The organism is Qipengyuania flava (genome assembly GCF_011762005.1).
In the GTDB taxonomy this organism is placed as follows: domain Bacteria; phylum Pseudomonadota; class Alphaproteobacteria; order Sphingomonadales; family Sphingomonadaceae; genus Qipengyuania; species Qipengyuania flava.
Window position 1 is genome coordinate 216,296 of record NZ_JAASQU010000002.1, and the last position, 24,909, is coordinate 241,204.

Here is a 24,909-nt window from a genome sequence, read left to right on the forward strand (position 1 = left end):
CGCGGGAAAGCGGGCGTTCCTGCCGGAGCCCCGCTTTCCCCCACCGCATGGGCAGGACCTGTATCCGCCCCGGCTTTACTGCGCCGGCTCACCCACGATCGCATCGACTCCCGCGCGGGTCACCGCATGGTAGCCGCCACGGGTATCGGCATAGATGCGTTGCGCGATGGGCTGACCCCAGTCACCCTGGTCCCACAAGACTTTGAACAGCGGCCGTACGAACTTGGCACGGCCGACCTCGGCCAGGAAAGCTTCCACCTGCGGAACTGCGGGCTGGTAGCGGTTGGCGAGCGCCAGTTCGAGCCACAGGAACAGTTCTTCGTTATTGCCCGTACCCGATAGGCCCAGCGCCCGGTCGAGCGTTGCCAATTGGTCGGCACTGCGCTGCTTGGGAATATTGTCGAGGAAACGCTGACGCTCCGCGCTGCTCCACTGCGCATAGGCGCCCGGGATTGCGCCAGTGGCTCCATAGGCCGTCACCGCCGCATCGACCGTCGCAAAAGCCGCCGGATCGGGCTTCGCCACATTGGCGGGCAGGCCCGGCTCGAAGATCCATTCGCGCAGCATCAGCGCCTGGGCTTCGGCCTCGCCCTGCACGAGATTGGCCATCATGTCCTCGTAGAACAGCTCGCTCGTTGCCGGCTGGAAGGCGTGATTGTCGAACCACTGGCGCAGCCAGGCGTCGAAGCGTTCGCGGCCGACCACGCTTTCCACCGTGCGAAGGAAGAAGGCGCCCTTATCGTAGGCGATCGCACTGCCGAGCTGGTATCCCCCATCGGTGCTGAGCGCAGTGCCAGGAGCATCCGCGCCGACCTCGGCAAGCGTTTCCTTGATATTGGCGAACATCAGCGCGGCTTCCTGCTCGGCGCGCTGCTTGCCATAGACCGCCTCGACGATGCGGTTCTCGAAATAGGTGGTCACGCCCTCGTTGAGCCAGCTGTCGCCCCACACTGCATTGGTCACGAGATTGCCCGACCAGCTGTGCGCCAATTCGTGCGCGACGAGGCCGTTGTTCGACCGGTCGCCCGCGATGAATGTCGGCGTAAGGAAGGTCATCACGGGGTTTTCCATCCCGCCATAGGGGAAAGCGGGCGGCAGGACGATCATGTCGTAGCGCCCCCAGCGATACTCGCCATAGAGTTTCTCCGCCGCGACGACCATTTCCTCGGTGTCGTTCACTTCGCGCCATGCGCGGTCGAGCGTGGCCGGTTCGGCCCAGACACCGGTGCGCGGACCAATCGCCTTGAAGTCGATATCGCCCGCCGCGATCGCGATGAGATAGGGCGGCACGGGCTTGTCCATCACGAAGGTGAAGGCGCGGCGGCCATTCCCGAGCCTTTCGGGCTCGCCCTGTCGCACGCCGCTCATCACCACGTCGAGCGGCTCGGGTGCAGTGATCCGCGCTTCCCATGTCTGGCGGATGCCGGGACTGTCCTGCGTCGGAATCCAGGTGCGGTTGAGGATCGCCTGCCCCTGGCTGAAGAGGAAGGGGTGCACCCCGCCCTTGGTCTGTTCGGGGCTGAGCCATTGCAGCGCGCTGGCATCTTCAGGTGCGCGATAGTCGATGCGCAGCGTTTCCGCCCCGTCGAGCGTGATCGTCAGCGGAGCCCCCTTGCCGCCGCGCGGATCGGGTTCGCCCATCGTGTAAGCAAGCGCGCGGCCAGCACCATCGGTAACCTGCTCGATCTCCAGCCCGTTGCTGTCGAGGACGATCTCCTGCGCGCCGGGCGCGGCGAGGACGGTCAGTTCGGCCGTTCCGCCGACGCGCTTGGAATCGAAATCGAGCGCAAGGTCGAGCGCGACATGCGTCACGCGTGCGACCTGCGGCTGCGCATAGGTCAGCGTATCGACCGCTTCGGGGGACGTAAGGATGGGCGAAACCATGCGATCGGGCCCAACTGCCGTCGAGACAGACGTGGTTTCCATCGTGGTGCAGGCGGTGCTGGCCAGAAGCAGGGCGAGCGGGGCGGCGATTCTACGCATTGGGTGGTCTCCGGTCGGTGCATGCCGGATGCGCGACCCGGCTGTGTGTCTGGTGCTTCGGTATGTCTAGGCTCGCGGGCGGCTCACGACCAGACCGCCTCGGGCGGCAGGCTCATCAGGATCGCATCGATATTGCCGCCGGTCTTGAGGCCGAACAGCGTCCCTCGGTCATAGACGAGATTGAACTCGGCATAGCGGCCGCGCCATTCGAGCTGGTGCAGCTTCTCAGCATCGGTGAATTCGCTGTTCATGCGGCGACGGACAAGAGTGGGGAAGATGTCGAGGAAGGCCTCGCCGACGTCCTTCGTGAAAGCGAGATTGCGCTCGAATGCAGGCTCGTCCTCGCATTCGAGGTGGTCGTAGAAAATCCCGCCCACGCCGCGGTGCACGCCGCGGTGGGGGATGTAGAAATAGTCGTCCGCCCACTTCTTGAACCGGTCGTAATAGGTCGGATTATGGGCCGCACAGGCAGCGCGGAAGCGCGCGTGAAATTCTTCGGTATCCTCGGCATAGGGAATCGGCGGGTTGAGATCTGCACCACCGCCGAACCAGGCCTTGCCGGTGGTCAGAAACCGCGTGTTCATATGCACGGCAGGGACATGCGGGTTCGCCATATGCGCCACCAGGCTGATGCCCGTGGCGGTGAACCCGGGATTGTCCGCGCTCGCGCCGTTTATCGTACCCGCGAACTCGGGCGCGAAATTGCCGCGCACGGTCGAGACGTTGACGCCGACTTTTTCGAACACCTTGCCCTTCATCAGCCCGCGCTTACCGCCCCCGGGATCGGCATTGCCTTCCTCTTCGCGGTTCCAGCTGTCGTATTGGAAGCTGGCGTCGCTGCCCGCCTCGCGTTCGATCGCCTCGAACTCTGCGCAAATGCGGTCGCGCAGGCTTTCGAACCAAGTGCGGGCAGTGTCGGTCTGCTGGGTCCAGTCGGTCATAATATCCTATGATGTCGCTGCATGAGCTCGCTCACAAGGCCCTTGCAGGTGGGCGCGCATTGACCGGGATCAATTCGCCGTTCCCGGCCTTGCCATTGCGACCGGGCTACGGCAATAGCGCCGCATGGTTCCCCTTTCGTTCGCTGGCGAGGAATGGCTCCTGACCGAGGGCCGCGCGCTGTACTGGCCGCGTGAACGCGCCCTGCTGGTCGCCGACCTGCATCTGGAGAAGGGCAGCTTTTTCGCGCGGCACGGGCAAATGATCCCACCTTACGATAGCCGCGAAACGCTCGAGCGCGTCGCGCTGGCGATCCGCGAGACGGGCGCACGCCGCGTGATCACGCTGGGCGATAATTTTCACGATTCGGCCGGCTCGACCCGGCTGGAAGAACATGCCGCGGGCATGCTCCACGCGCTGACGCGCGCGGTCGACTGGGTCTGGATCACCGGCAATCACGATCCCGATATGGAGGCGCGCTGCGGCGGCACGCTGGCGGAAGAACTCGAAGTGGCCGGCGTGATCCTGCGCCACCGCGCGCAAGTGGGCGAAACCCGCCCCGAGCTGTCGGGCCATTACCACCCGCGCCTGCAGGTGAAGGTGCGCCAACGCATGATCCGTCGTCCCTGCGCGGTGGTCAGTGCGAACGACGGGCCGGACGGCAAGCCCTCGGGCCGGATGATCCTGCCCGCCTTTGGCGCCTTTACCGGTGGGATGAACGCGGGCGACCCGGCGATCCTCAAGGCGCTGCAACCGGCAGACCGGATCGATGCGGTGGTGCCAGCCAAGGGCAAACTGGCGCGCTTCAACCTGTGGAACCGTGCTGCCTGAGCGCAACGCCGACGCGCAAATATGCGCCCCATTCGCATAACACACTTCCGAATCCGCGGAACAATGCCTACATGCTGCCTTTCTGAATACCGCAACCTTTATCAAATTCGGCAGCCAAAGGAGATTGCCCCATAGCCCGTCCACCCCGGCGCAGCATGCAAATGCCCGTGAAAAGCGGCCCGCGCTACGATAACATGATCAATGTGCCGAAGGTCCGCGTGATCGATCACGAAGGCGAGAACCTCGGCGTTATGTTCACCCGCGAAGCGACTGAGCAGGCCAATGAGCTTGGCCTCAACCTCGTCGAAGTGTCCCCCAACGCGGACCCGCCGGTGTGCAAGTTCCTCGATGTCGGCAAGCATCGCTACGAGGCGCAGAAAAAGGCGAACCTCGCGCGCAAGACGCAGAAGACCCAGGAAATCAAAGAGGTCAAGATGCGCCCCAACATCGACACGCACGATTACGACGTGAAGATGCGCAATGTCGTCAAGTTCATCGAGAACGGCGACAAGGTGAAATGCACCCTGCGTTTCCGCGGTCGCGAAATGGCGCACCAGCAGCTCGGCATGGATTTGCTCAATCGCGTCCGCGACGATGTCGAGGAAATCGCGAAGGTCGAAGCATTCCCGCGGCTCGAAGGCCGCCAGATGATCATGGTGCTCGCGCCGAAATAGGCAGCGCCGCGCTATCGATTGCATGCGAAGGGGCGGTCCGACGGGCCGCCCTTTTCGTATCAGGTCGCCGCGCATTGCCCCCTGCTCCCGCCGCTGTTAGCAGGCGGGCCAAGGGGAGGATCGCAGCAAATGGCGGCCAGACACATCGGACTGCTGGTGGGGGCGCTCGCGCTGCTCGCCAGTGCACTTCTGCCAACTCCCGCGGGCATGAGCCGCGAGGCCTTTATCGTCGCCGGACTGGTGATCTGCATGGCCGCGTGGTGGATGACCGAAGCGCTCCCGCTGACCGCCACGGCACTGATGCCCTTCATTGTGCTGCCGTTCGCCGGGGTGATGGATGCCAAGGCCACCGCCAGCGCATATTATTCGGACATTTTGTTCCTGCTGCTGGGGGGCGGGTTCATCGCGCTGGCGATCGAGCGGACCGGGCTGCACCGCAGGTTGGCGCTGGCGATCCTGCGTGCGCTGGGCGGCCGTGGCGGACAGACAGGGCTCCTGCTGGCTTTCATGATCGCTGCGGCGATCCTCTCCATGCTCATCTCCAACACTTCGACCACGCTGATCATGACGCCGATGGCAGTCGCGGTCCTCGCAGGTGGCGGGATCGCGGCTGACGACCGTGAAGGACTGGCGGGCGCGCTGCCGATGGGGATCGCTTTCGCTGCGACGATCGGCGGGCTGGGTACCCTGGTCGGCTCTCCAACCAATGCAATCGCGGTCGGTCTGCTCGACACCATGATCGGCGCGCAGATCAGCTTCGCCGAATGGTCGCTCTACGGCTTTCCCATTGTCCTGCTCGGCGTCCCGCTCGCCGCCTTCCTCGTCGCGCGGGTCCAGCAGGTCGCGCGGCATCCCTTCGACGTCGGTGCCGCGCGGGCGGCGGTCGAGGATGATCTACCCATGGGCAGCGCCGAACGCCGGCTCATGCTGGTTGTCGGCGTGACCTTTGTCGCATGGATGACGCGCCTGCTGCTGGCCCCCTATCTGCCCGCGGGCGCTTGGACCGACGGGACCATCGCCATCATCGCCAGCCTCGTGCTGTTCCTGCTGCCCGACGGCACCGGACGACCGCTGCTGGTGTGGGAAGAGGCCAACCGCGCGCCCTGGGGCGTGATCATGATGTTCGGCGGCGGGCTGGCTCTGGCTGCAGGGATGAGCGCGAGCGGGCTGGCCGATTGGCTCGGCAATGCGCTGCTCCCGCTCGAGGCCTTCCCGCTCCTGCTGGTGGCGCTCGCCGTGGTGGCGATGGTGGTGCTGATTACCGAATTTGCCAGCAATGTCGCAACCGCCACGGGGATCATTCCTGTTATCGCCGCGCTGGTGGTAGCGCTGGGCGTCGATCCGATCCTCCTCGCGATGCCCGCCGCACTGGCGGCAAGCTGGGGCTTCATGCTGCCCGCGGGCACGGGCCCCAATGCGATCGCATGGTCGACCGGACACATCCGCATCGACCGGATGGTGAAGGCGGGGCTGCTGCTCGACATCGCGGGCGTCTTCATGATCGTCGGCGTGGTCTGGGGTATCGCCGCGATCGTCTGACTTGCCGCCGCGATAGAGCATTTGATCGTTTGCAGCGGCACCTAATGGTCGGACGTGTGTTCGTTCCCTAGGACCAATACGTCACCTTTTCGCACTGCAAGGTTCGTCGCAGTTGAAACCAATTGCGGTCCCCAATATGGCTTGCGCCGACAGCGGCGGCCGGCGGAGAGGCGTTCCTGCGGAGGTTAGGAACGGGAGCCCCGGTTCGCCCGACTTGGCTCCCGCCTTCCTGGGAGCGCGAATTCAGGAAGGAGGCTCACCCGATGAGCGACCACGATATCGACCCGACCAGCCCGCGCATGGCACCCAAGCCCGAAGTTACCAAGATTGCCGGGCGCGAACTCAAGCCCAGCACGCTGATGATGGGCCATGGCTATGATCCGGTGCTCTCCGAAGGCAGTCTCAAGCCGCCGATCTTCCTGACCTCGACCTTTGCCTTTCCCAGCGCCGCCGATGGCAAGCGCCATTTCGAAGGCATCACCGGCAAGCGCCCGGGCGGCGCGGACGGTCTCGTCTATTCGCGCTTCAACGCGCCCAATCAGGAAATCCTCGAGGATCGCCTGTCGGTATGGGACGGCGCGGAGGATGCATTGAGCTTCTCCAGCGGGATGACCGCGATCTGCGTGCTGATGCTTGCCTATGCCAGCCAGAACGATGTGATCGTCCACTCGGGCCCGCTTTATGCGGCCTCCGAAGGCTTCGTGGCCAAAGTGCTCGCCAAGTTCGGCGTGACCTATGTCGACTTCCCCGCCGGTGCCACGCGCGAAGAGATCGATGCAGTGCTCGAGAAGGCGCAGGCCCAGGCCGACGAACAGGGCGGCAAGGTCTGCATGGTCTATCTCGAAAGCCCGGGTAACCCGACCAATGCGCTGGTCGACATCGAAGCGGTCCGCGCATCGGTAGACGCGGCGCAGCTCGACTGCCCGATCGCGATCGACAACACCTTCCTCGGCCCGTTGTGGCAGCGTCCGCTCGACCAGGGTGCGGACATCGTCGTCTATTCGCTGACCAAATATGTCGGGGGCCATTCGGACCTTGTCGCCGGCAGCATTGCCGGCGCGAAGAAGTGGATGGATCCGGTTCGGATGCTGCGCAACACCATGGGCGGCATTTGCGATCCGAACACGGCGTGGATGCTGATGCGCAGCCTCGAGACCGTCGAGCTGCGGATGAGCCGTGCGGGCGACAATGCCGCCAAGGTCTGCGACTATCTCGCCAAGCATCCCAAGGTCGAAGGCCTTGGCTATCTCGGGATGATCAAGGATGCGCGCCAGCAGGACATCTACGATCGCCATTGCAAGGGCGCAGGCAGCACGTTCTCGCTGCTGCTCAAGGGCGGCGAGGCCGAGTGCTTCCGCTTCCTCGACGCGCTCAAGATCGCCAAGCTGGCAGTCAGCCTAGGCGGGACCGAAACGCTCGCCAGCCACCCCGCTTCGATGACCCATCTCTCGGTCGCAGAGGGCCGCCGGGCCGAACTGGGCATTTCGGACAACCTCGTCCGCATCAGCATCGGCATCGAGGACGCCGATGACCTGATCGCCGACTTCGAGCAGGCGCTGGAGGCGGTCTGAACCGGATCGGCTTTCTCGCCTGCGCCGACACGCTCCCCGGCGAGGGTCCTCGCCGGGGAGATGCGTTCGAGCATGATCTCGAGGTCAGCGCGCTGCGGCCCGCGTTCGATGCGGCGGGGCTTGAGCTGATAGAAATCGACTGGCGCGCGCCGAGCGAAGCGTTCGATGGCATTGGGCTGGTCATGCTCGGCACGGCCTGGGACTATCAGGATCACCCCGAGGATTTCATCGCACGGCTCGACGAGCTCGCCGCGCGGGGTATCATCGTCTGCAACCCACCCGATGCAGTTCGGTGGAATGCCGACAAGCGCTATCTGCGCGAGCTCGAAGCGCGAGGCGCGGTGACCGTCCCCACGCTGTGGCAGGAAGACTGCGATCACGCGGGCGTGGTCGCAGCGATGGACCATTTCGAAACCGACCGGGTGGTGGTGAAACGGCAGGTCGGCGCGGGTGGGCTCGGACAGCACAGCTTCACCAGAGACACCTTGCCCGCTGAAGACTGGGGCATGGGCCGCGCCTGCATGGTGCAACCGTTCCTCCCCAGCGTGGTCGAGGAAGGCGAATTCACGCTGGTCTTCGTCGAAGGCGATTTCAGCCATGGTGTCCTGAAGCGCGCCGCCCAGGGCGAATACCGGATCCAGTCGCTCTATGGCGGCTACGAATGCGCCTACGAGCCCGACCCTGCCGATCTGGCCGCTGCACAAATCGTGGTCGACGCGCTGCCGTTCGACGATCTGCTGTACGCGCGGATCGATATGGTCCGTCTTCCATCGGGTCAACTTGCGGTGATGGAGGCGGAACTGATCGAACCCTATCTCTACCCGCAGCAGGGATCCGATTTGGGCAAACGCCTCGCGCGGGCTATCGTCGCGCGCCTGTAGGGAGGCGACGGCAATGGCGGATAAAGTGTTTCTGGTGATCGGTGCAGGCGCGGGGATCGGCGGCCACGCTGCTGCGCGCTTTGCCCGGGGCGGCTATCACGCGGTATTGGCGCGCCGATCGGATCGGGCCGGGCTCGAAAAACTCGTCCGCGCGATCGAGGAAGACGGCGGTAAGGCGAGCGGCACGCTGCTCGACGCCGCAGCCGATGGCACGATCGAGGATCTGGTCGAGCGGGTCGAGCGCGAAATCGGGCCCATTGCCGGCGCGCTTTACAATCTGGGCGCACAGATCGGCAATCGTCCGCTGGGTGATACGCCGCATCGCACCTTCGAACTCGGCTGGCGCCTCGGCTGTTTCGGCTTGTTCAGGCTGGCGCATGCGCTGACGCCGCGGATGGTCGAACGCGGCAGTGGCGCAATTCTGGTCACCTCTGCCACCGCGGCGGTGCGCGGCAATGCCGGGCAGCACAGCCACGCCGCCGCGATGGGCGGCCGCCGGATGCTGTGCCAGACGCTGAACGCCGAATTCGGCCCGCAGGGAATCCATGTCGCGCATGTCGTGGTGGACGGTTCGGTCGACGCGCCCGACACGCTGGGTAAGCTGCTGGGCGACCGGTTCGAAGCCTACAAGGCGGCGAAGGGCGAGGACGGGGTAATCGACCCGCGTGCATTGGCCGAAACCTACTGGCATCTCGCGCATCAGCCGCGCAATTGCTGGACGCACGAGATCGACGTGCGCCCCTATACCGATGTGCCTTGGTGGAACGACAATCCCCCCGCAGCGATCGATACGCGTTCCCGCTAATAGGCGCGCTCAGCCCTTCCACTCGCGGCGTTCTTCGGCCGCTTTGAGCACTTCGTAGGCAAGCTGGAATTTCTGGAACTCGGCAGCAGCTTCCTTGTCGCCCGGCTTCACGTCGGGATGCACCGTCTTGGCCTTCTCGCGCCAGGCCTTCTTGACCGCAGCAAACTCCGCATCGGCCTCGAGATCGAGCACGTCGAGCGCGCGCATTTCGTCCGCGCTACGCGATCCGTCACCGCTTCCGCTCCAACCGTAATGCTGCGCCTCGGCGTAGCCGGCATTCTCGCTCCGCTCGGCCGAAGCGCGCGCTGCCTTCTCCGCCTTGTCGAGCCCTTCGAAATAGTCCCACTTCTGATTGTATTCAGCCGCGTGCTTCTGGCAGAACATCCACCGTTCGGGACTGTTGGGCGCCTTGGGCGCGGGGCAATCGCCGGGCTCTTCGCAGCCGTGGCGATCGCACAGCCGCACAGTCGTGGTCTCGCGCGACGAGCCATAGCCGCGCCAGCGCGGAAAGCCCCAATCGTTGGAACGGCGCGCCTTAGGCATGGCGGCGAAAAGTCGATTGTCGGGTGAACATCGCGGTTAATCTAGGCGGACTGGCCCGCAGTGCAAGCGTGTGGAACCAGTTTCGATATGAAATGTTGCAATGCAACGAACACTTAACATATGGGCGTTAGCCGCAAGCCAGCCTTCGAACGAGAAAGATCATGAGCAAGCAACTGACCCTGTCCGCCACCGTAGCCATCCTCTCGATGGCCGCTTTCGCCATGGTGGCGGGAAGCGGTGGATTAACTTCGGGGCAGAGCGACCGCGTCGCCAGTTCGGGTCTGCTGTTCTGGCTCAACGCCGCGCAATAGGCGCGGTTACAAGCCCGGTCGAAAGCAAGAAGGGCTCCCGCATTGCGGGAGCCCTCTTTCGTGCAATCACCCGATAGTGATCGTCGCGGCACGGCGGTTCTGCGCCCATGCCGCTTCGTTCGAACCCAGCGCGACCGGGCGTTCCTTGCCGTAGCTCACCGTACGGATACGGTTGGCCGGAATGCCGATCGACACGAGATAGTTCTTCGCGGCATTGGCGCGGCGTTCACCCAGCGCGAGGTTGTAATCGCGCGTGCCGCGCTCGTCGCAATGGCCTTCGATCGTGAAGGTAACCTGCGAATATTGGCTGAAATACTGCGCCTGGCGCTGCAGTTTCGACTGGTCTTCCGCATCGATGTTAAATCGGTCGGTGTCGAAATAGACGACGGTGTTTTCCTGGCCGACTGCGCTAACGAAATGCTGCTGCGAACCGACCGCCGGGCCGGTCGGTGCCGGAGCGGGCGCCGGCGTTTCGGTCGGCGGCGGCGGCAGTTCCTCAGGTGCCTTCTTCTGGCAGGCTGCAAGCGCGATGGTCGATGCGAGCATCAGACCGGTAGCAACACGGGTATTCATAGGCTGTCCCCTTTTCAAACAGCGTGGTGAAGTCGGTTTTGCCCCCAAAATCGATCCCTCAACGATTTCAATGCAGTTACGGCAGAATCGGTCCCCAGGCGGGGTCCGAAGCATCGACCGGCGTCGGCAGCCGCCGCAAGTTATCGCCGGTCAGATCGACCTGCCACAATCCGGTCTTGCCGCTGTTGCGTTCGGTGCGGAAGAACTGGATGATCCGGCCATTGGGTGCCCAGGTGGGGGCCTCGTCCTGCCAGCCGTTGGTCAGCGTACGCAGATTGCGCCCGTTGGGGCTCATCACTGCGATGTTGAAGTTACCCGCAATATGCGTGAACGCGATCTGGTCGCCGCGCGGGCTCCATTCGGGAGTGGCTGCCCGTCCGCCGAAGAACGACAACCGGCGCTGTCCGGTCCCGTCTGCGTTCATGATGTAGATCTGCTGGCTGCCCGAACGGTCGCTTTCGAAGACGATCTGGCTGCCGTCGGGGGAATAGGATCCGCCGATATCGATGCCTGGCGTATCGGTCAGCCGCTGGCTTTCGCCGCCGCGGGCCGACACGCGGTAGATATCGGTATTGCCGCCAACCGCCATCGAATAGAGTATCCAGCGTCCGTCCGGGCTCCAGCGCGGCGCGAAGGTAGGATTGCTGCTCTGCGTGATCAACGTCTGGCGGCCGGTGCCGATGTCGTAGACGTAGATCCGCGGATTGCCATCGACATAGCTGAGATAGACCAGTTGCTTGTAGTCGGGCGAATAGCGCGGCGTCAGCGCGGTCGAGCGGCCGGTCGTTATGAAGCGGTGATTGGCCCCGTCGCTGTCCATGATGGCCAGCCGCTTGGTGCGGTTATCCTTGGGACCGGTCTCGGCGATATAGGCGATACGGCTGTCGAAGAACGGGCTTTCGCCGGTCAGCCGGGCATAGATAAGATCGGCGCATTTGTGCGCTGCGCGCCGCCAGTCTGCGGGTTGCACCACCCAGCCCTCGCGCACCAGTTCCTGCTGCAACGCCATGTCATACAGGTAGCAACCGACCGTCAGGCGATCGTCGCTGCGCCCTCGGACATAGCCGTGCACCAGCATTTCCGCCCCGCGGTTCGACCAGGTCGGCCAGTTGGGTGCAGTTATTTCCGAGAAGCCGGGCTGCGGCAGCGCATCGGGCCCAGTAGGCTTGAACAGCCCGTTGTTGCGCAGGTCGGAGGTGATGACGCGCGCGAGTTCCTTGCCCAGCGCCGCGGTACCCGACGCATTGGCCGGGGTTGCGACATCGCGATCGGTCGCAAAACCCGGGATGGCAATGCCGAGATCGTCGAGATTGCCCTCGAAACTGACCGAACCGGACAAGCCCTCACCTTCGTCGATCGTCTCGACCTCGCCTCCTTCGAGAAGCGGCTGGCCCAGATCCTGCTGGTTCTGGGCGTAGAGGGGGGCTGCCATCAGCGCGACGGCGGCGAACAGAACATACTTCACTGGGCCAATCTCCAGTCGAAATCCACGGTGATGAGTTTCCATGCCTCGTAATATTCTTCGGGCATGTCGAAGGGGGCCGCCAACTGGACCGCGCGGATGGCCTGTTCGCCATGGCGCCCGGCCTGGGCTCTGTTGGTATCGTTGACCCCTCGCTGCCCGACAACCGATGGCGCACCGGAAAGAGATCCATCGGGATTGAGGCGGAAGCGGACCTTCGTCACGATTTTGTCTACATCCGGTCCGCTCGGCGGCTGCCAGTGGGGGCGCAACTGTCGCGAAATCGCCTGGAACAGCGATGCCTTGGTGCTCGCCCCAATTTGCGACGCAGGTGTGCGTGTTTCGGCGGTGGTCGTGCTGCTGCCAGCACCGTCGAGGAAATTGTCGCTCAACCGCGAACCGCCGCTGCGCTGACTGCTTTGCGGCGGGGTCTGGCTCCGCTGAGGTGTACGCGTCTCGCTCGGCTGCGAACGGCTTTCGGTCCGCGGAGGATCAGGGCGACGCCGCGCCTGCGTGTTGCTCCGCGCGCTGGGCGGCGGGGCCGGCGACTGCGCCTGGGGCGGCACCGGGCGGCTGACCTGCGGCGGCACGGGAAGCTCCTGCGCAGGGGCAGGCGCGGGATTGATCTCGATCGTTGGTGCAGTCGAAGCGCGGCTTTCCGTGACCGGGTCGGGCGCAGTGGCTTCCATGCCCACCTCCTCCGCGAGGCTGACCGTCATGCGCTGCGGCGGGTCGATCACCGGGGCGGGGAACAGGCCCTGCACCAGCAGCAATGCGAACAGAGCGAGGTGCAGCACCACTGCGACGACCAGTCCGGTGCGCTCTTCCCTGTTGATGCCTGTCCTCTCCATGAGCGTCGGCTATTCCTCGCCTGATGAACCGGCGTTGACCGATGCGGGCGCAGCGCTGTTGGTGATCAGCGAAATACGGTTGAGCCCGGCGCGGTTGAGTTCGCCCATCACCGCCATCACACGGCCGTAATCGAGCGCACGGTCGGCGCGCAGCGTGATGTCCGGGCCTTCCCCGCTGCGCGGGATGCTCTCGAGCGCTTGGGGAAGCCCGCCCAGTTCGACCGCTGCATCGTCGATATAGACATAGCCTGCCTCGTCGATGCTGATGGTCACCTGCTGCTGGTCGCTGGGAAGCTGCGCCGCCCGGCTGTCGGGCAGGTCGATCGGCACGCCCGCCGTCAGCAGCGGTGCGGTCACCATGAAGATGATCAGCAGCACCAGCATCACATCGACGAAGGGCGTGACGTTGATCTCGCTCATCGGCCGGCGGCGAGAGCCGCGGCCGCGCCGCCCGCCGCCACGCGTGGATGCAAGACCCATCGCCATCAGCGCGTTTCCAGCTGCCGGCTGAAGGTGGCGTTCAGCTTGTCGGCGAAACGCTGCAAGCGCGCTTCGTAGCGATCGACCCGATGGCTGAAGCGGTTGTAGGCGATTACTGCGGGAATAGCCGCGAACAGACCGATCGCGGTGGCAAACAGCGCTTCGGAGATACCCGGCGCGACCACAGCGAGCGATGAGCTTTCCTGCGCCCCGATCTGGAAGAAACTGTTCATGATACCCCAGACGGTACCGAAAAGGCCGACGAAGGGCGCCACCGAACCGACAGTGGCAAGAAAATTGAGTCGTTCGGCGATATCGTCCGCCTCAAGCGCGATCTGGCTCTCCATCGCCGTCGCAATGCGGCCTCGCAATGCTTCGGGATCACGCACCGCGCCCTTGGTCGACCGGCGATATTCGCCGACGGCGGCCTGCGCCACGCGGGCAGCGGGAACGTCCTTGGCGCCGCGCTCGGAGGTGAAGCGATCAAAGCTGTCCGCTTGCCAGAACTCGTTTTCGTACTCGATGGTGCGGCTGCGCAGCTTGGCCATGCGCAAGCTGAAGCTGACGATGATCATCCACACCCAAACACTCGCCAGCAACAGGCCAGCCATGACCAGCTGCACGACGATGTCGGCATCGAGAAACAGACGGATCGGGTCGAGCCGGGTCGGTGCCGCGGCAGCCATCAGTGTAAGCGAGCTCATTGGTCCCCTTGCTCGGCAAAACGCGCGAACGCCGCGCGCCATTTCTCCGGCTGGCGCTTCGGCCGGCCTTCGGGTGAAACGAAGCCGACGCGGAAATGTGCCTCGGCCAGAAGTTCGCGCTTTTCACTCGTCAACCTGAACGCAAGCTGGTGCATGCGACAGGAGGCGGCTTTCAGTTCCGAACAGCGCGTTTCGATCAAGATATCGTCGTCCAGCTTGGCTGGCCGCAAGTATTTCAGATTCACCTCCGCCACCGCATAGGCACCGCCACCCTCCTCGATTGCGGCACGCTGGTCGATCTCGAGCTGGCGCAGCAGGTCGCTGCGCGCGCGCTCGAACCAGCGCAGGTAATTGGCGTGATAGGTGATGCCCGACAGATCGGTGTCTTCGTAATAGACGCGCAGCGCATAATAGTGCCGCCCGCGATCGAGCGTTCCATCGGGAAAGTTGGGCATAATCATGGACACGCGCCGCCTTTAGCCGAGGCACGAGTCGCACGGCAATGCTGAACGACGAAACGGGGCTGCGGAGCGACCGGCGGGCCTCGCCCTTATTCCTCGCGCAGTTCGGCCAGCTTGCGCTCCCATTGCAGCGCATGCGTGATGATCTGACCGAGATCGGCATATTGCGGTCGCCAAGGCAACGTCGCGCGGATACGCGCGGGATCAGACACCAACTCGGCGGGATCGCCTGCGCGGCGCGGCTCCATCTTGCGCGAGATGGTCTGGTTGGTGACGCGGTCGACTGCGTCGAGCACCTCGAGCACCGAGAACCCGCGGCCATAGCCGCAATTCATCGTCAGCGATCGCCCGGGCTGGTCGATCAGCGCCTCGAGCGCGAGCAAATGCGCATTCGCAAGATCGCTGACATGGATATAGTCTCGCACGCCGGTGCCATCGGGCGTGTCGTAATCGGCACCGAACACCGCCACGCCGTCGCGTTTGCCGGTCGCTGCCTCGCACGCGACCTTGATCAGATGCGTCGCCCCTGCCGTGGACTGGCCCGTACGCGCCTGCGGGTCGGCTCCCGCGACATTGAAATAGCGTAGCGCACAATAGTTGAACCCATGTGCAGCGCTGGCATCGGCCAGCATCTGCTCGGTCATCAATTTCGACCAGCCATAGGGATTGATCGGCTGCCGGGGACTGTCTTCGGAAACCGGTGAGGTTTCAGGGGTGCCGTAGGTCGCGGCAGTCGAGCTGAAGATGAAATGCTCCACACCGCCGTCGACCGCAGCCTCGATCAGCGCGCGGCTCTTGACAGTATTGTTGTCGTAATAGGCGAGCGGATTCTCGACCGAATCCGGAACGACGATCGAACCGGCAAAATGCATGATCGCGGCGATACCCTGCTCGGCGAAAATCTGTTCGAGCAGGATCGTGTCGGAAATATCGCCTTCATAGAGCGGCACATCCTCGGGCACGGCGAATGCGAAGCCGGTCGAGAAATTGTCGATCACCGCCACCGGCCAGCCTGCATCGCGCAGGGCGAGCACCGCATGGCTGCCGATATATCCCGCCCCGCCGGTCACCAGCACGGGCACCTTGTCGATCTCGCTCATGGCGCGCTGACTAGCACAGCATCTGTTAACGGCAACGCCCTAGGACGGGCACGAATTGGTTTCGGTACAGAATCGATGCGTCATGCGTTGCAGACAAAGACCATTCGGACGAACCGAGCAGAGAAGGATCGCGCATGAAGACCCCCCTCCCCATCGCCTTGGGCACGGCTGCGGCGCTGGCGCTTGCAGGCTGCACTACGCCTGTCGGCCCAGTCGAAGTTACCCGCTTCGTTGCCGCCGAGCGAACTGCCGAACTGGGCAAGGGCCCGATTTTCGTCGAGACTGCGCCCGGAGGCGACATCGACGGCCTCGCGCTCGCGCCATACAAGGCCGCGGTAGCCGATGAGCTTGGCCGACTCGGCTATCGCGAAGCCGATCGCAGCGAGGCCGGCCAGATCGCGCAGGTGACGCTCGTGCGCTACGCACTCGACAGCGCCGGGAAGCGGAGCCCGGTGAGCGTCGGCGTCGGCGGCTCGACCGGCAGCTACGGGTCGGGTGTCGGAGTAGGGATTGGCATCAATCTTGGCGGCGGCGCCAAGGACCGGTTGGGCACCGAACTTGCGGTCACGATCCGCGACAAGGCCAGCGGCGAAAGCCTGTGGGAAGGCCGCGCCGATTTCCGACCGCCCGAGGATTCACCCCTTGCACGCGGACAGGCGAACGCCCAGACGGTCGCCTCCGCGCTGTTCCGGGAATTTCCCGGCAACAATGGCGAAACGATAAAAGTAGAGGTTTCCGAGTGAGCGATATCCGGATCGACGCCGCCTTCGACAGCGGCAATATTGAAGTGCTGTCGGTGAGTGGCGCGACCGCCACGCTAGCGATCCTGAAGGACACGCACAGCGAATTCAAGCAATGGTTCCACTTCCGCGTCGCCGGCGCCGCTGGTCGCGAACTGGAGTTGCGCATTACCGGGCTCGAAGAAAGCGCCTATCCGGGTGGCTGGCCCGATTACGACGCCTGCGTCTCCGAAGACCGCGACTATTGGGGGCGTGCGCCGTCAAGCTACGACCGCGATATCGAGGGCGGCACGCTGACGATCCGCTATACGCCCGCCAGCGACATCGCCTGGTTCGCCTATTTCGCGCCCTATTCGATGGAACGCCATCACGACCTGATCGCCGAAGCTGCGGCCTCGGAAGGGGTCGATCACGTGCATCTGGGAACGACGCTCGACGGACAACCGCTCGACGCGCTCGAAATGGGCGATGGCGAATACAAGGTCTGGCTCTACGCACGCCAGCATCCCGGCGAAACGCAGGCCGAATGGTGGATGGAAGGTGCGCTAGAAGTGTTGACCGACCCGGCCGACAGCGTCGGACGCGAACTGCGAAAGCGCTGTCGCCTGCATCTGGTGCCTAACTGCAATCCCGACGGATCGAAGCGCGGCAACCTGCGCGTCAATGCCGCGGGCACCAACCTCAATCGCGAATGGGCCGATCCGACACCCGAGAAGTCGCCCGAGGTTCTTGCGATCCGCAACCGGATGGACGAAACCGGCGTCGATTTCGCCATGGACGTCCACGGCGACGAAGCGATCCCGGTCGCCTTCCTTGCCGGCTACGAGGGCATCCCTGCGTGGACCGACGCCCACGGTGAACGCTATTATCGCTACGAGGCGATACTCGATCGGCGCACGCCCGACTTCCAGACCGAATTCGGCTATACCAAGGCCGCACCGGGCAAGGCCAATCTGGCGATGAGCACCAACCAGGTCGCGGAGCGTTTCGGCGCGACCGCGATGACGCTGGAAATGCCCTACAAGGACAACAAGGCCAACCCCGAGCCCGAACAAGGCTGGAGCCCCGAGCGTTGCAAGATGCTGGCGCGCGACTGTCTCGCCGCGCTGCTCGAGTTCCTCGACACCGCCGAGGGCTGATCGGGCCGCGCCCCGATCGGGCGATTCAGGCGACTGCCGGTTCGAGCATGCGGAGCGTCCGCGCTTCCGCATCGAGCTCGACCGGCACGCCGATGGGCAATGCCAGTTGACTGCGGACGTGGCCGGTATTGAAGCCGGTCACGACAGGCACACGCAAGTCGCCAAGATGCTGGTTCAGCACGTCGTCGAGCGTAAAGCCGGCATAGTCGGGGTCGCGCAGGTCGCAACGGGTGCACTGGCCGAAGACCACGCCACTGACCCGGTCCATCACCCCCGCCAAGCCGAGTTGCTGCAGCATGCGATCGACCCGGTAGGGATCCTCGTTGATATCCTCGAGAAACAGGATCGCGCCGTCGAAGGACGGAAGCCAGCCCGTGCCCATCAATGTCGACAGGATGGTGAGATTGCCGCCAAGCAGGCGCCCCCGGGCGGTTCCCTCCACCAGGGTCCGCGCGGGACGTCCAACCGCTTGTTCGACCGCAGCACCGCCCAGCACCGGGACATCGGCAGCGAATGCGATCCGCCACAAGCTGTCCCAGCTCGTTTTCTCCCAGCTGCTTGCTGCATTCGGGGCATGGAGGGTGGGAAAACCGCAGCGCGCGGCGATCGCGCAATGCAATGCGGTGGTGTCGCTGTAACCGATCAGCAGCTTGGGATTGGCACGGATCGCCGGCCAGTCGAGCAGCGGCAAGATCCGCGCACCGCCCCAGCCTCCACGCACCGCGAAGATCGCGCGGATATCAGGGTCGGCGAACATGGCGTTGAGATCGGCTGCGCGGTCGGCATCGGTGCCAGCGAGATAGCCGTGCCGGTCTTCGGTGTGCGCACCCAGCCGTGGAACCAGCCCCATGCCCCGGATCCAGTGCAGCGCCCGGTCACGCTCTTCCGGCAACGTCACTGCACTGGCAGGTGCGACCAACCCGACCGTATCGCCGGGCCGCAGACGAGGCGGCCTGGCCGCAACCGGTGCACCCAGCGTGGCGGCAGGCAGCAGCGCTGAGCCCGCCAGCCCGCCCAGCAGGCCCAGCGCGCCACGTCGACCGGTCATGTCAGGCTCGCGGGCCCGAATGCGTGCGGCAGCAGTTCCGAAAGCCGCAAGCGGCGGACCTCATGCGGACCCACGCAAAGGATGTCGGGGTCGGTCCCGCCCAATTGCGCAAGCTCGTTGAGGACCTGTCGGCAGCGTCCGCAGGGCGAGATCGGCTCGTCCCCCGGTCCTGTCACGGCAACCGCGACGAGTCCGCCTCGCACTCCGTCGGCCATCGCCTTCGATACCGCCACGGTCTCGGCGCAGAGCGCAAGGCCATAGCTCGCATTCTCGATATTGGTGCCGGTTGCCACGCTGCCATCGGCAAACCGCAGTGCGGCGCCCACGGGAAAGCCGGAATAGGGGGAATAGGATTTTGCAGCAGCATCGCGCGCGGCGGCAATCAGATCGTCATCGGTCATCGCAAATCCTCAAGGGCGCACGACCACCCAGCGCAAGGGTTCGTGCGCGGCTTCGGTCTTGTACCATTTGTTGGCGGTCCACATCAGCCACGGCCGAATCGCGTAGTCGGGCTCGAACCAGCTGCGCGTCAGCCACAATTGGCGGTCGAACCGGCGCGAGGGTGCATAGGCATTTTCGAACGCCTCGACGGGCGCGAGGATTGCGGGCTTTCCGCTGTGCGCCTCGATCTGGTTGACCAGGGTTGTCAGCTCGCTCTGCACGGCCGCGTCGGAAACGCGCGACGGGCAATCGTCGGCAGTGCTTTCGAGCAGGATCGCGGGCGGCAGCAGGCTCTCGTCGCGCGGAACCATGGTGACGAAGTTGGCCGACTGCCCGTCTGCTACCGCGCAGGGATCGAACCGGTGCGCTGCGCCGACGGCAAGGCCGGATCGCCGCGCACGCGCGAAGTTCTGCGCAAAGCCGACATCCTTGCGCCCCGCGCCGTCGCTGGCTTCAAGATAGACGAATTGCGCTCCCAACCCGGCAAGAGTGCCGAAATCGATCGCCCCGTCAGCAGCGCCGATCAGCGCGCCCTGATCTGGCCACACCGCCTCGTCGGGCCGCCAGCTGCGCCCCTCGTGCCAGGCATAGCCCGCTGCAATCGCCACCACGATCAGCAGGAACAAGGCCGCCTTGGTCCCGGCCGAAAGCCGCCTTGGCGAACGGGGCTTTCGCCGTCGGCGCGGAGCTTTGGCCATGACGCTGCCTCAGCCCTTGATGTGCAGGACGCAAATGAGCGTGAACAACCGGCGTGCGGTGGCGAAATCGGTCTCGATCTTCCCCTCGAGCCGTTCGATCAACAATTCGGCAGCCTGGTTGTGCACTCCGCGCCGCGCCATGTCGATCGTCTCGATTTCGGCCGGGGTCGCCTTGCGGATCGCCTGATAGTAGCTGTCGCAAATGGCGAAATACTCGCGAATCGGGCGGCGGAAGCGCGCGAGCCCGAGCAGTAATTCTTCTAGCAGCCGCTCCTGCTGGTCGGCGATCTCCATCAGCAACCGGCCGTCGCGCACTGCCAGCTTCAGGCGGTAGGGACCCTTCGCGCCGCGCTCCACCGCGCGCAGCGGCTTGAAGCTGTTTTCTTCGATCAGATCGAATATCGCGATCCGCCGCTCCTGTTCGATATCGGCATTGCGCCAGATGATCGTCTCCTCGTCGAGCTCGATATGCGCGATGCGATGGTCGCCGGGGGAGGATGCGGATTCGGTCATGCGTTACAGGGTGCTTTCGCAGAGTTAGGCGGGTGGCGGCAAGGGGGTGAAACTGTGTCCCCACTATCCACAGGCCAAGCGTTGGCGATCGAAAAATTTCGCCGGGCGAATAGCTTCCACTGCGACCATGCAAAAGGCATTGATAGCGCATGGCCGACACCGATCTCCTTTTCCCCGCCGACGATTCGACTTCCGAGAAGCCCGCGAAGGGCCCGGTCCTGCCCGCAAACCTCGAAGCCGAGGCGGCCTTTCTCGGTGCCGTGCTGATCGACAACAAGGTCATCGAGGAACTGACCACTCCGCTGATGCCGGACCATTTCTTCGAGCCGGTGCACCAGCGCATCTATGAGCGCGTGCACAAATTGCTTGAACGCAATTCGGTTGCCACGCCGGTCACTCTCAAGCCCTATTTCGAAAGCGACGAAGCGCTCAAGCAATTGGGCGGGGTCACCTATCTCGCGCAACTCACCGCCGATGGCCAGGGCCTGCTGCATCCGCGCGAACTGGCCGAGCAGATCTACGACCTGGCGCTGCTGCGCGAACTCGTCAGCGTGGGCCGCAATCTCGTCGAAGGCGCGCTCGACACCTCGGACGAGGTCGAACCGCTGCGCAAGATCGAGCAGGCCGAAGCCGACCTCTATCGGGTGGCCGAAGGGGCCAGCACAGGCAATGAGGCGCAAAGCTTCCGCAAGGCTGCCTTCGGCGCGCTCGAAGTGGTACAGGCGGCGATGAACTCCGGCGGTCGCTTTTCGGGCAAGACCACCGGTCTCGACACGATCAACGACAAGACTTCGGGCCTGCACAATTCGGACCTCGTGATCCTCGCGGGGCGCCCGGCCATGGGCAAGACCTCGCTCGCCACCAACATCGCCTTCAATGCCGCGCGCCGGCTGATGGACGACCAGAAGGCCGGGATCGAGACCGAAAAGTCGCCCGGTGCGGGCGTCGCCTTCTTCAGCCTCGAAATGAGCGCCGACCAGTTGGCCACGCGTATTCTGGCCGAACAGGCGGAAATCTCGAGCGAGAAGCTACGTTCGGGCAAGCTCAGCCGCGATGAATTCCAGCGCCTGTCATTCGCCAGCCAGGAATTGACCGACCTGCCGCTCTATATCGACGACACCCCCGCGCTCACGATCGGCGCGCTGCGCACGCGTGCGCGGCGGCTCAAGCGGCGGCACGATATCGGGCTGGTGATCGTCGATTACCTGCAATTGCTGCAGGGCTCGGGCCGCGCGAGCGACAATCGCGTCAACGAAATTTCGGAAATCAGCCGCGGGCTCAAGACGCTGGCCAAGGAACTGCACGTTCCCGTGATTGCGTTGTCGCAGCTATCGCGACAGGTCGAGCAGCGCGACGACAAGCGCCCGCAGCTGGCCGACCTGCGCGAATCGGGATCGATCGAGCAGGACGCCGACATGGTGTGGTTCATTTTCCGCGCCGAATATTACCATAACGCGCTCAAGCCCGACACGCCGGACGAGACCAGTTCGGAAGAGGTGCGGATGAAATATGCCGAGTGGGAAGCACGTCATCTCGAACTGGTCAACAAGGCGACGCTGATCGTCGCCAAGCAGCGCCATGGCTCGACCGGCAATGTCCCGCTGCTGTTTCACAGCGAAATCACCAAATTCTCGAGCCCCGACGTGCGACATTACGAGGATTACGAGTGATCAGATCCCGAGATTGAGCCGTCTGGTGACGGTGTAGTCGACCACCGAGACCAGCAACCAGCTAAGGTTCCAGCGGATACGGTTGGCCAGCGTTGCTCGCCGCTGGTGCAACGCTGCGGTAATCGGCTGCGAGGCCCCGATCTGTTGCCCCACGAACTCGCGCATCCGATCGGCCAGGGCGGCGTCCTCGATCTTCAGCATCAACTCGAGATTTATGTAGAGGCTGCGCATGTCGAAATTGGCGCTGCCCAGGTACACCGTATCATCGAGCACGATCAGCTTGGTGTGCAGCTTGCACGGTGCGAATTCCCAGATTCGCGCGCGTTTCTTGAGGAGGTAACTGTACAGCGAGCGACTGGCACCTATGGTCGCGCCATTGTCGGACTTGCCCGCCATGACCAGCCGCGTGGCCCCCTTGGCGGCGATCGCGCCCATGCGACGGAGCAATCGCTTTGGCGGGCTGAAGTACGCCATGAACATGTCCAGCCGTTCGCCTTCGATCAAGTCATCGGAAACGCAGCGCGCCCAACTCGACAGCCCTCGCGTCGGGCCGCCGACCAGCCAGGTGACCCCGGGCCGGTCCCACTGCCAATCGCGCACCGTCCGCGCGATTTCGCGCGCATGCTGCTCCTCGCGCTCGGTCCATTGGCGCAGCCGCGCATACCAGTCGGTCAGCCCCGCAATCGCCGTTCCCTCGATCACGATGCCCAGATCGGCCCAGCCATTGCGTTCGGGCGGAGCGAAATAGTCATCGGCAATGTTGAAACCGCCGAACATGGCACGGGTGCCATCGGCGATGACCAGTTTCTGGTGGTTGCGGATGAGATAGCGTCGCGTCCACTTGGCCGAAAAGCGCAGGCAGATACCGCCCGCATCGGTCAGCGGGCTCAGGAACTGATCGCTTACGGCCGCGCCGAACTGGTCGATGATGAGCGTTACCCGTACCCCCCGTTTCGCCGCTGCGGCCAGCGCATCGCGAAACTCCGAGCCCACCGTATCCTCGGCGAAGATGTAGAAGCACACATCTAGCGTATCACGGGCATTCTCGACGAGTTCGAACAAGGCACGACGCCGGTCGGCGCCTGCCGGATAAAAGACGAGCCGCTGGCCCGCGGCCATGGCCTCGAACGGCGCCGGTTCGGCATAGTCCGCAACCGGGTCGGCAGCTTGCGCGTCTTCCATCGCCGGCGGGCTTAGCCGCTTGTCCGCACCGCGCAAATCCTTGACTATCACGGGGCTACCGCCTAAGTGCTGCGCTTTCCCGGAATCACTTGATTTGCATCGGAGTGCCCCATGGCGCGCGTTACTGTCGAAGACTGCGTAGACAAGGTCCCCAACCGTTTCGATCTCGTCCTGCTGGCTGCCCAGCGGGCGCGCGAGATTTCGGGCGGCGCGGAGCTGACCCTCGATCGCGATCGCGACAAGAACCCGGTCGTTGCCCTGCGCGAGATCGCCGAACAGACGATCAAGCCCAAGGAACTGCACGAAGCCGCGGTCACCAACCTGCAGAAAATCCTGCCGGACGACGACGACGAGATGGATGAAGTCGGCTCGCTCAGCCAGTCGGCCGAAGCGCTCCGGATCACCGCTTCGGCGCCGACGCGCTCGACCTCGATCGGGGCCGATTACGACGGCTGATCGGTCGATACCGACGATGGTTCTCTGAAAGGCCGCCTCCGGGCGGCCTTTTTGCATTGCAGCACAGGGGTCGAGCGCATTACCTTGTCCCGCGACAGGGAGGCAGCATGACCGATATCGCAGAAGGGGTCGGGACAGCCGTAGAAGGCGGGTTGTTCGCGCGCGCCGTGGCTGGCAAGTCGAACCAGGCGACGACGCTGAGCAAGGGCCATTTCGCCGAGGGTGCATGCCTCAACTGCGGCACCGAACTTATCGGGGACCATTGCCATTCCTGCGGGCAACAGGCGCATCTGCACCGCACACTCAGCGCTTTCATGCACGATCTGCTGCACGGCGCGCTGCATTTCGACGGCAAGACCTGGCGCACGCTACCACTGCTGATCGGCAAGCCTGGCGAACTGACCCGGCGTTACATCGATGGTCAGCGCAAGCGCTTCGTCAGCCCGATGGCACTGTTCCTGTTCTGCATCTTCCTGATGTTCGCCGTATTCCAGATCGCCGGGATCAGCGCACCCGTCGACATTCCCGGCGACACCGACGCGCAATTGCAGGAACTGACCGCCGAGCAGCAAAGTGAATTGCTCGAACGGCGCGACCTCTTCGCCTCACGCGTGGACGATCCGGAGATCAGCGAGACGCGCAGGGAACGCGCACAGGAATCGCTCGCCGATGTCGAACGCCAGCTCGATGCACTGGTAAAGGCGCGCAGCGAGCTGCCCTTTCTTGGCGATCCGAAAGTCGGCGCACGCCCCGCCGTTGCCGCTGAAGCGCCCAGGGAAGGCAACGACACTGAAATCGCACCGGCGGACGCGAACAGCGAACTGGCAACGGTCGAAGGTTGGGAGGGTGAGCTGGAAAGCGTTCCCTGGATCCAAACCGCGGTCAAGAAGTGGCGCATGAACCCGGGGCTCATGCTCTACAAACTGCAGACCAACTTCTACAAATTCAGCTGGCTCCTGATCCCGCTCTCGATACCCTTCGTATGGGTGTTGTTTGCCTGGAAGCGCGCATTCAGGGCATACGACCACGCAATCTTCGTCACCTACTCGCTGAGCTTCATGACGCTGTTCATCCTGGCGATTGTGCTGGCGGGTCTCGCCGGTGCGGGCGCCTCGACCATGACACTATTGTCGATCTTCATCCCGCCGGTCCACATCTACAAACATTTGCGTGGGACCTACCGGCTATCGCGCTTCTCGGCGCTATGGCGACTGACGGTGCTCAGCGTCGCGATCGTGTTCATCCTTCTGATGTTCACCGCCCTCCTGGCGCTGCTCGGGCTCTTCTAGCCGAGACGGGCGTCGCAACGAAAAC

General features: G+C 64.2%; 27 protein-coding genes. 12 read left to right on the forward strand and 15 right to left on the reverse strand.

Annotation, left to right across the window (positions count from 1 at the left end; genetic code table 11):
• Positions 1-75: 75 nt before the first annotated feature.
• Together FHS69_RS07680 and hemF are read right to left on the reverse strand one after the other, a co-directional pair.
• Positions 76-1,983, reverse strand: a complete 1,908-nt coding sequence (locus FHS69_RS07680) for a M1 family metallopeptidase (protein WP_166777235.1) — start codon at positions 1,981-1,983, stop codon at positions 76-78.
• 83 nt (positions 1,984-2,066) lie between these two features.
• Positions 2,067-2,924 (reverse strand): oxygen-dependent coproporphyrinogen oxidase, encoded by an 858-nt coding sequence (hemF, locus tag FHS69_RS07685; RefSeq protein ID WP_166777236.1) that lies wholly within the window; start codon positions 2,922-2,924, stop codon positions 2,067-2,069.
• 124 nt (positions 2,925-3,048) lie between these two features.
• Between hemF and pdeM the strand changes: the two genes are divergently transcribed.
• The 6 genes from pdeM (at position 3,049) to FHS69_RS07715 (ending at position 9,223) form a co-directional block, all read left to right on the forward strand.
• Positions 3,049-3,753 (forward strand): ligase-associated DNA damage response endonuclease PdeM, encoded by a 705-nt coding sequence (pdeM, locus tag FHS69_RS07690; protein ID WP_166777237.1) that lies wholly within the window; start codon positions 3,049-3,051, stop codon positions 3,751-3,753.
• Between the two features lie 155 nt (positions 3,754-3,908).
• The gene (gene infC / locus FHS69_RS07695; RefSeq protein ID WP_082834681.1) at positions 3,909-4,427 is read left to right on the forward strand and encodes a translation initiation factor IF-3; all 519 of its coding nucleotides are present in this window, start codon (positions 3,909-3,911) and stop codon (positions 4,425-4,427) included.
• A gap of 129 nt (positions 4,428-4,556) precedes the next feature.
• Complete coding sequence (locus FHS69_RS07700) at positions 4,557-5,966, forward strand: SLC13 family permease (RefSeq protein ID WP_166777238.1); 1,410 nt, start codon at positions 4,557-4,559, stop codon at positions 5,964-5,966.
• Between the two features lie 263 nt (positions 5,967-6,229).
• A complete protein-coding gene (locus FHS69_RS07705; protein ID WP_166777239.1) occupies positions 6,230-7,537 on the forward strand; it encodes a cystathionine gamma-synthase family protein in 1,308 nt (435 codons plus the stop codon).
• Positions 7,538-7,719: 182 nt separating this feature from the next.
• Entirely contained in the window at positions 7,720-8,418 is a 699-nt protein-coding gene (locus FHS69_RS07710) for an ATP-grasp domain-containing protein (protein ID WP_166777240.1), read from the forward strand.
• A gap of 13 nt (positions 8,419-8,431) precedes the next feature.
• Complete coding sequence (locus FHS69_RS07715; protein ID WP_166777241.1) at positions 8,432-9,223, forward strand: SDR family NAD(P)-dependent oxidoreductase; 792 nt, start codon at positions 8,432-8,434, stop codon at positions 9,221-9,223.
• A 9-nt stretch (positions 9,224-9,232) separates the two neighbouring features.
• Here FHS69_RS07715 and FHS69_RS07720 read toward each other — a convergent pair whose 3' ends face one another.
• Positions 9,233-9,766, reverse strand: coding sequence for a J domain-containing protein (locus tag FHS69_RS07720; RefSeq protein ID WP_067462012.1), 534 nt, complete (start codon positions 9,764-9,766; stop codon positions 9,233-9,235).
• A gap of 161 nt (positions 9,767-9,927) precedes the next feature.
• Between FHS69_RS07720 and FHS69_RS07725 the strand changes: the two genes are divergently transcribed.
• A complete protein-coding gene (locus FHS69_RS07725; protein ID WP_157726959.1) occupies positions 9,928-10,077 on the forward strand; it encodes a hypothetical protein in 150 nt (49 codons plus the stop codon).
• Between the two features lie 66 nt (positions 10,078-10,143).
• Here the strand turns inward: FHS69_RS07725 and pal are convergent, their stop codons facing one another.
• The 7 genes from pal to galE form a co-directional block, all read right to left on the reverse strand.
• A complete protein-coding gene (pal, locus tag FHS69_RS07730; RefSeq protein WP_067462009.1) occupies positions 10,144-10,650 on the reverse strand; it encodes a peptidoglycan-associated lipoprotein Pal in 507 nt (168 codons plus the stop codon).
• Positions 10,651-10,726: 76 nt separating this feature from the next.
• Positions 10,727-12,082, reverse strand: a complete 1,356-nt coding sequence (gene tolB / locus FHS69_RS07735) for a Tol-Pal system beta propeller repeat protein TolB (protein ID WP_243844615.1) — start codon at positions 12,080-12,082, stop codon at positions 10,727-10,729.
• A gap of 29 nt (positions 12,083-12,111) precedes the next feature.
• Entirely contained in the window at positions 12,112-12,963 is an 852-nt protein-coding gene (locus FHS69_RS07740) for an energy transducer TonB (protein WP_166777243.1), read from the reverse strand.
• A 9-nt stretch (positions 12,964-12,972) separates the two neighbouring features.
• Positions 12,973-13,449, reverse strand: coding sequence for an ExbD/TolR family protein (locus FHS69_RS07745; RefSeq protein ID WP_166777244.1), 477 nt, complete (start codon positions 13,447-13,449; stop codon positions 12,973-12,975).
• On the reverse strand, positions 13,449-14,147 hold the full coding sequence (tolQ, locus tag FHS69_RS07750; RefSeq protein ID WP_130585939.1) for a protein TolQ: 699 nt from the start codon (positions 14,145-14,147) through the stop codon (positions 13,449-13,451). Before tolQ ends, FHS69_RS07745 begins: the two co-directional genes overlap by 1 nt.
• On the reverse strand, positions 14,144-14,608 hold the full coding sequence (locus FHS69_RS07755) for a YbgC/FadM family acyl-CoA thioesterase (protein ID WP_166777245.1): 465 nt from the start codon (positions 14,606-14,608) through the stop codon (positions 14,144-14,146). The genes tolQ and FHS69_RS07755 overlap by 4 nt, the downstream gene beginning before the upstream one ends.
• Before the next feature lie 89 nt (positions 14,609-14,697).
• Positions 14,698-15,708 (reverse strand): UDP-glucose 4-epimerase GalE, encoded by a 1,011-nt coding sequence (gene galE / locus FHS69_RS07760; RefSeq protein ID WP_166777246.1) that lies wholly within the window; start codon positions 15,706-15,708, stop codon positions 14,698-14,700.
• 134 nt (positions 15,709-15,842) lie between these two features.
• Between galE and FHS69_RS07765 the strand changes: the two genes are divergently transcribed.
• Both FHS69_RS07765 and FHS69_RS07770 read left to right on the forward strand, forming a co-directional pair.
• A complete protein-coding gene (locus FHS69_RS07765) occupies positions 15,843-16,451 on the forward strand; it encodes a DUF4136 domain-containing protein (protein ID WP_166777247.1) in 609 nt (202 codons plus the stop codon).
• Complete coding sequence (locus tag FHS69_RS07770; RefSeq protein WP_166777248.1) at positions 16,448-17,587, forward strand: M14-type cytosolic carboxypeptidase; 1,140 nt, start codon at positions 16,448-16,450, stop codon at positions 17,585-17,587. The genes FHS69_RS07765 and FHS69_RS07770 overlap by 4 nt, the downstream gene beginning before the upstream one ends.
• Positions 17,588-17,612: 25 nt before the next feature.
• Here the strand turns inward: FHS69_RS07770 and FHS69_RS07775 are convergent, their stop codons facing one another.
• Genes FHS69_RS07775 through FHS69_RS07790 form a run of 4 tightly spaced genes read right to left on the reverse strand, consistent with a single transcriptional unit; the run spans position 17,613 to position 20,287 of the window.
• A complete protein-coding gene (locus FHS69_RS07775) occupies positions 17,613-18,635 on the reverse strand; it encodes a S66 peptidase family protein (RefSeq protein ID WP_166777249.1) in 1,023 nt (340 codons plus the stop codon).
• A complete protein-coding gene (locus tag FHS69_RS07780) occupies positions 18,632-19,036 on the reverse strand; it encodes a cytidine deaminase (RefSeq protein WP_166777250.1) in 405 nt (134 codons plus the stop codon). The genes FHS69_RS07775 and FHS69_RS07780 overlap by 4 nt, the downstream gene beginning before the upstream one ends.
• 9 nt (positions 19,037-19,045) lie before the next feature.
• Positions 19,046-19,774 carry a glycoside hydrolase family 25 protein gene (locus FHS69_RS07785; RefSeq protein WP_166777251.1) on the reverse strand — a complete coding sequence of 243 codons (729 nt, stop codon included), beginning with the start codon at positions 19,772-19,774 and terminating at the stop codon, positions 19,046-19,048.
• A 9-nt stretch (positions 19,775-19,783) separates the two neighbouring features.
• Positions 19,784-20,287 (reverse strand): UPF0262 family protein, encoded by a 504-nt coding sequence (locus FHS69_RS07790; RefSeq protein WP_094063872.1) that lies wholly within the window; start codon positions 20,285-20,287, stop codon positions 19,784-19,786.
• Positions 20,288-20,436: 149 nt separating this feature from the next.
• On the opposite strand from FHS69_RS07790, the gene FHS69_RS07795 reads away from it, so the two are divergent.
• A complete protein-coding gene (locus FHS69_RS07795) occupies positions 20,437-21,957 on the forward strand; it encodes a replicative DNA helicase (RefSeq protein WP_166777252.1) in 1,521 nt (506 codons plus the stop codon).
• Here FHS69_RS07795 and FHS69_RS07800 read toward each other — a convergent pair whose 3' ends face one another.
• The gene (locus FHS69_RS07800) at positions 21,958-23,190 is read right to left on the reverse strand and encodes a phospholipase D-like domain-containing protein (RefSeq protein WP_166777253.1); all 1,233 of its coding nucleotides are present in this window, start codon (positions 23,188-23,190) and stop codon (positions 21,958-21,960) included.
• 60 nt (positions 23,191-23,250) lie between these two features.
• Between FHS69_RS07800 and rpoZ the strand changes: the two genes are divergently transcribed.
• Entirely contained in the window at positions 23,251-23,595 is a 345-nt protein-coding gene (gene rpoZ / locus FHS69_RS07805; protein WP_067461960.1) for a DNA-directed RNA polymerase subunit omega, read from the forward strand.
• 107 nt (positions 23,596-23,702) lie between these two features.
• On the forward strand, positions 23,703-24,884 hold the full coding sequence (locus FHS69_RS07810; protein WP_166777254.1) for a DUF3667 domain-containing protein: 1,182 nt from the start codon (positions 23,703-23,705) through the stop codon (positions 24,882-24,884).
• Positions 24,885-24,909 lie beyond the last annotated feature (25 nt).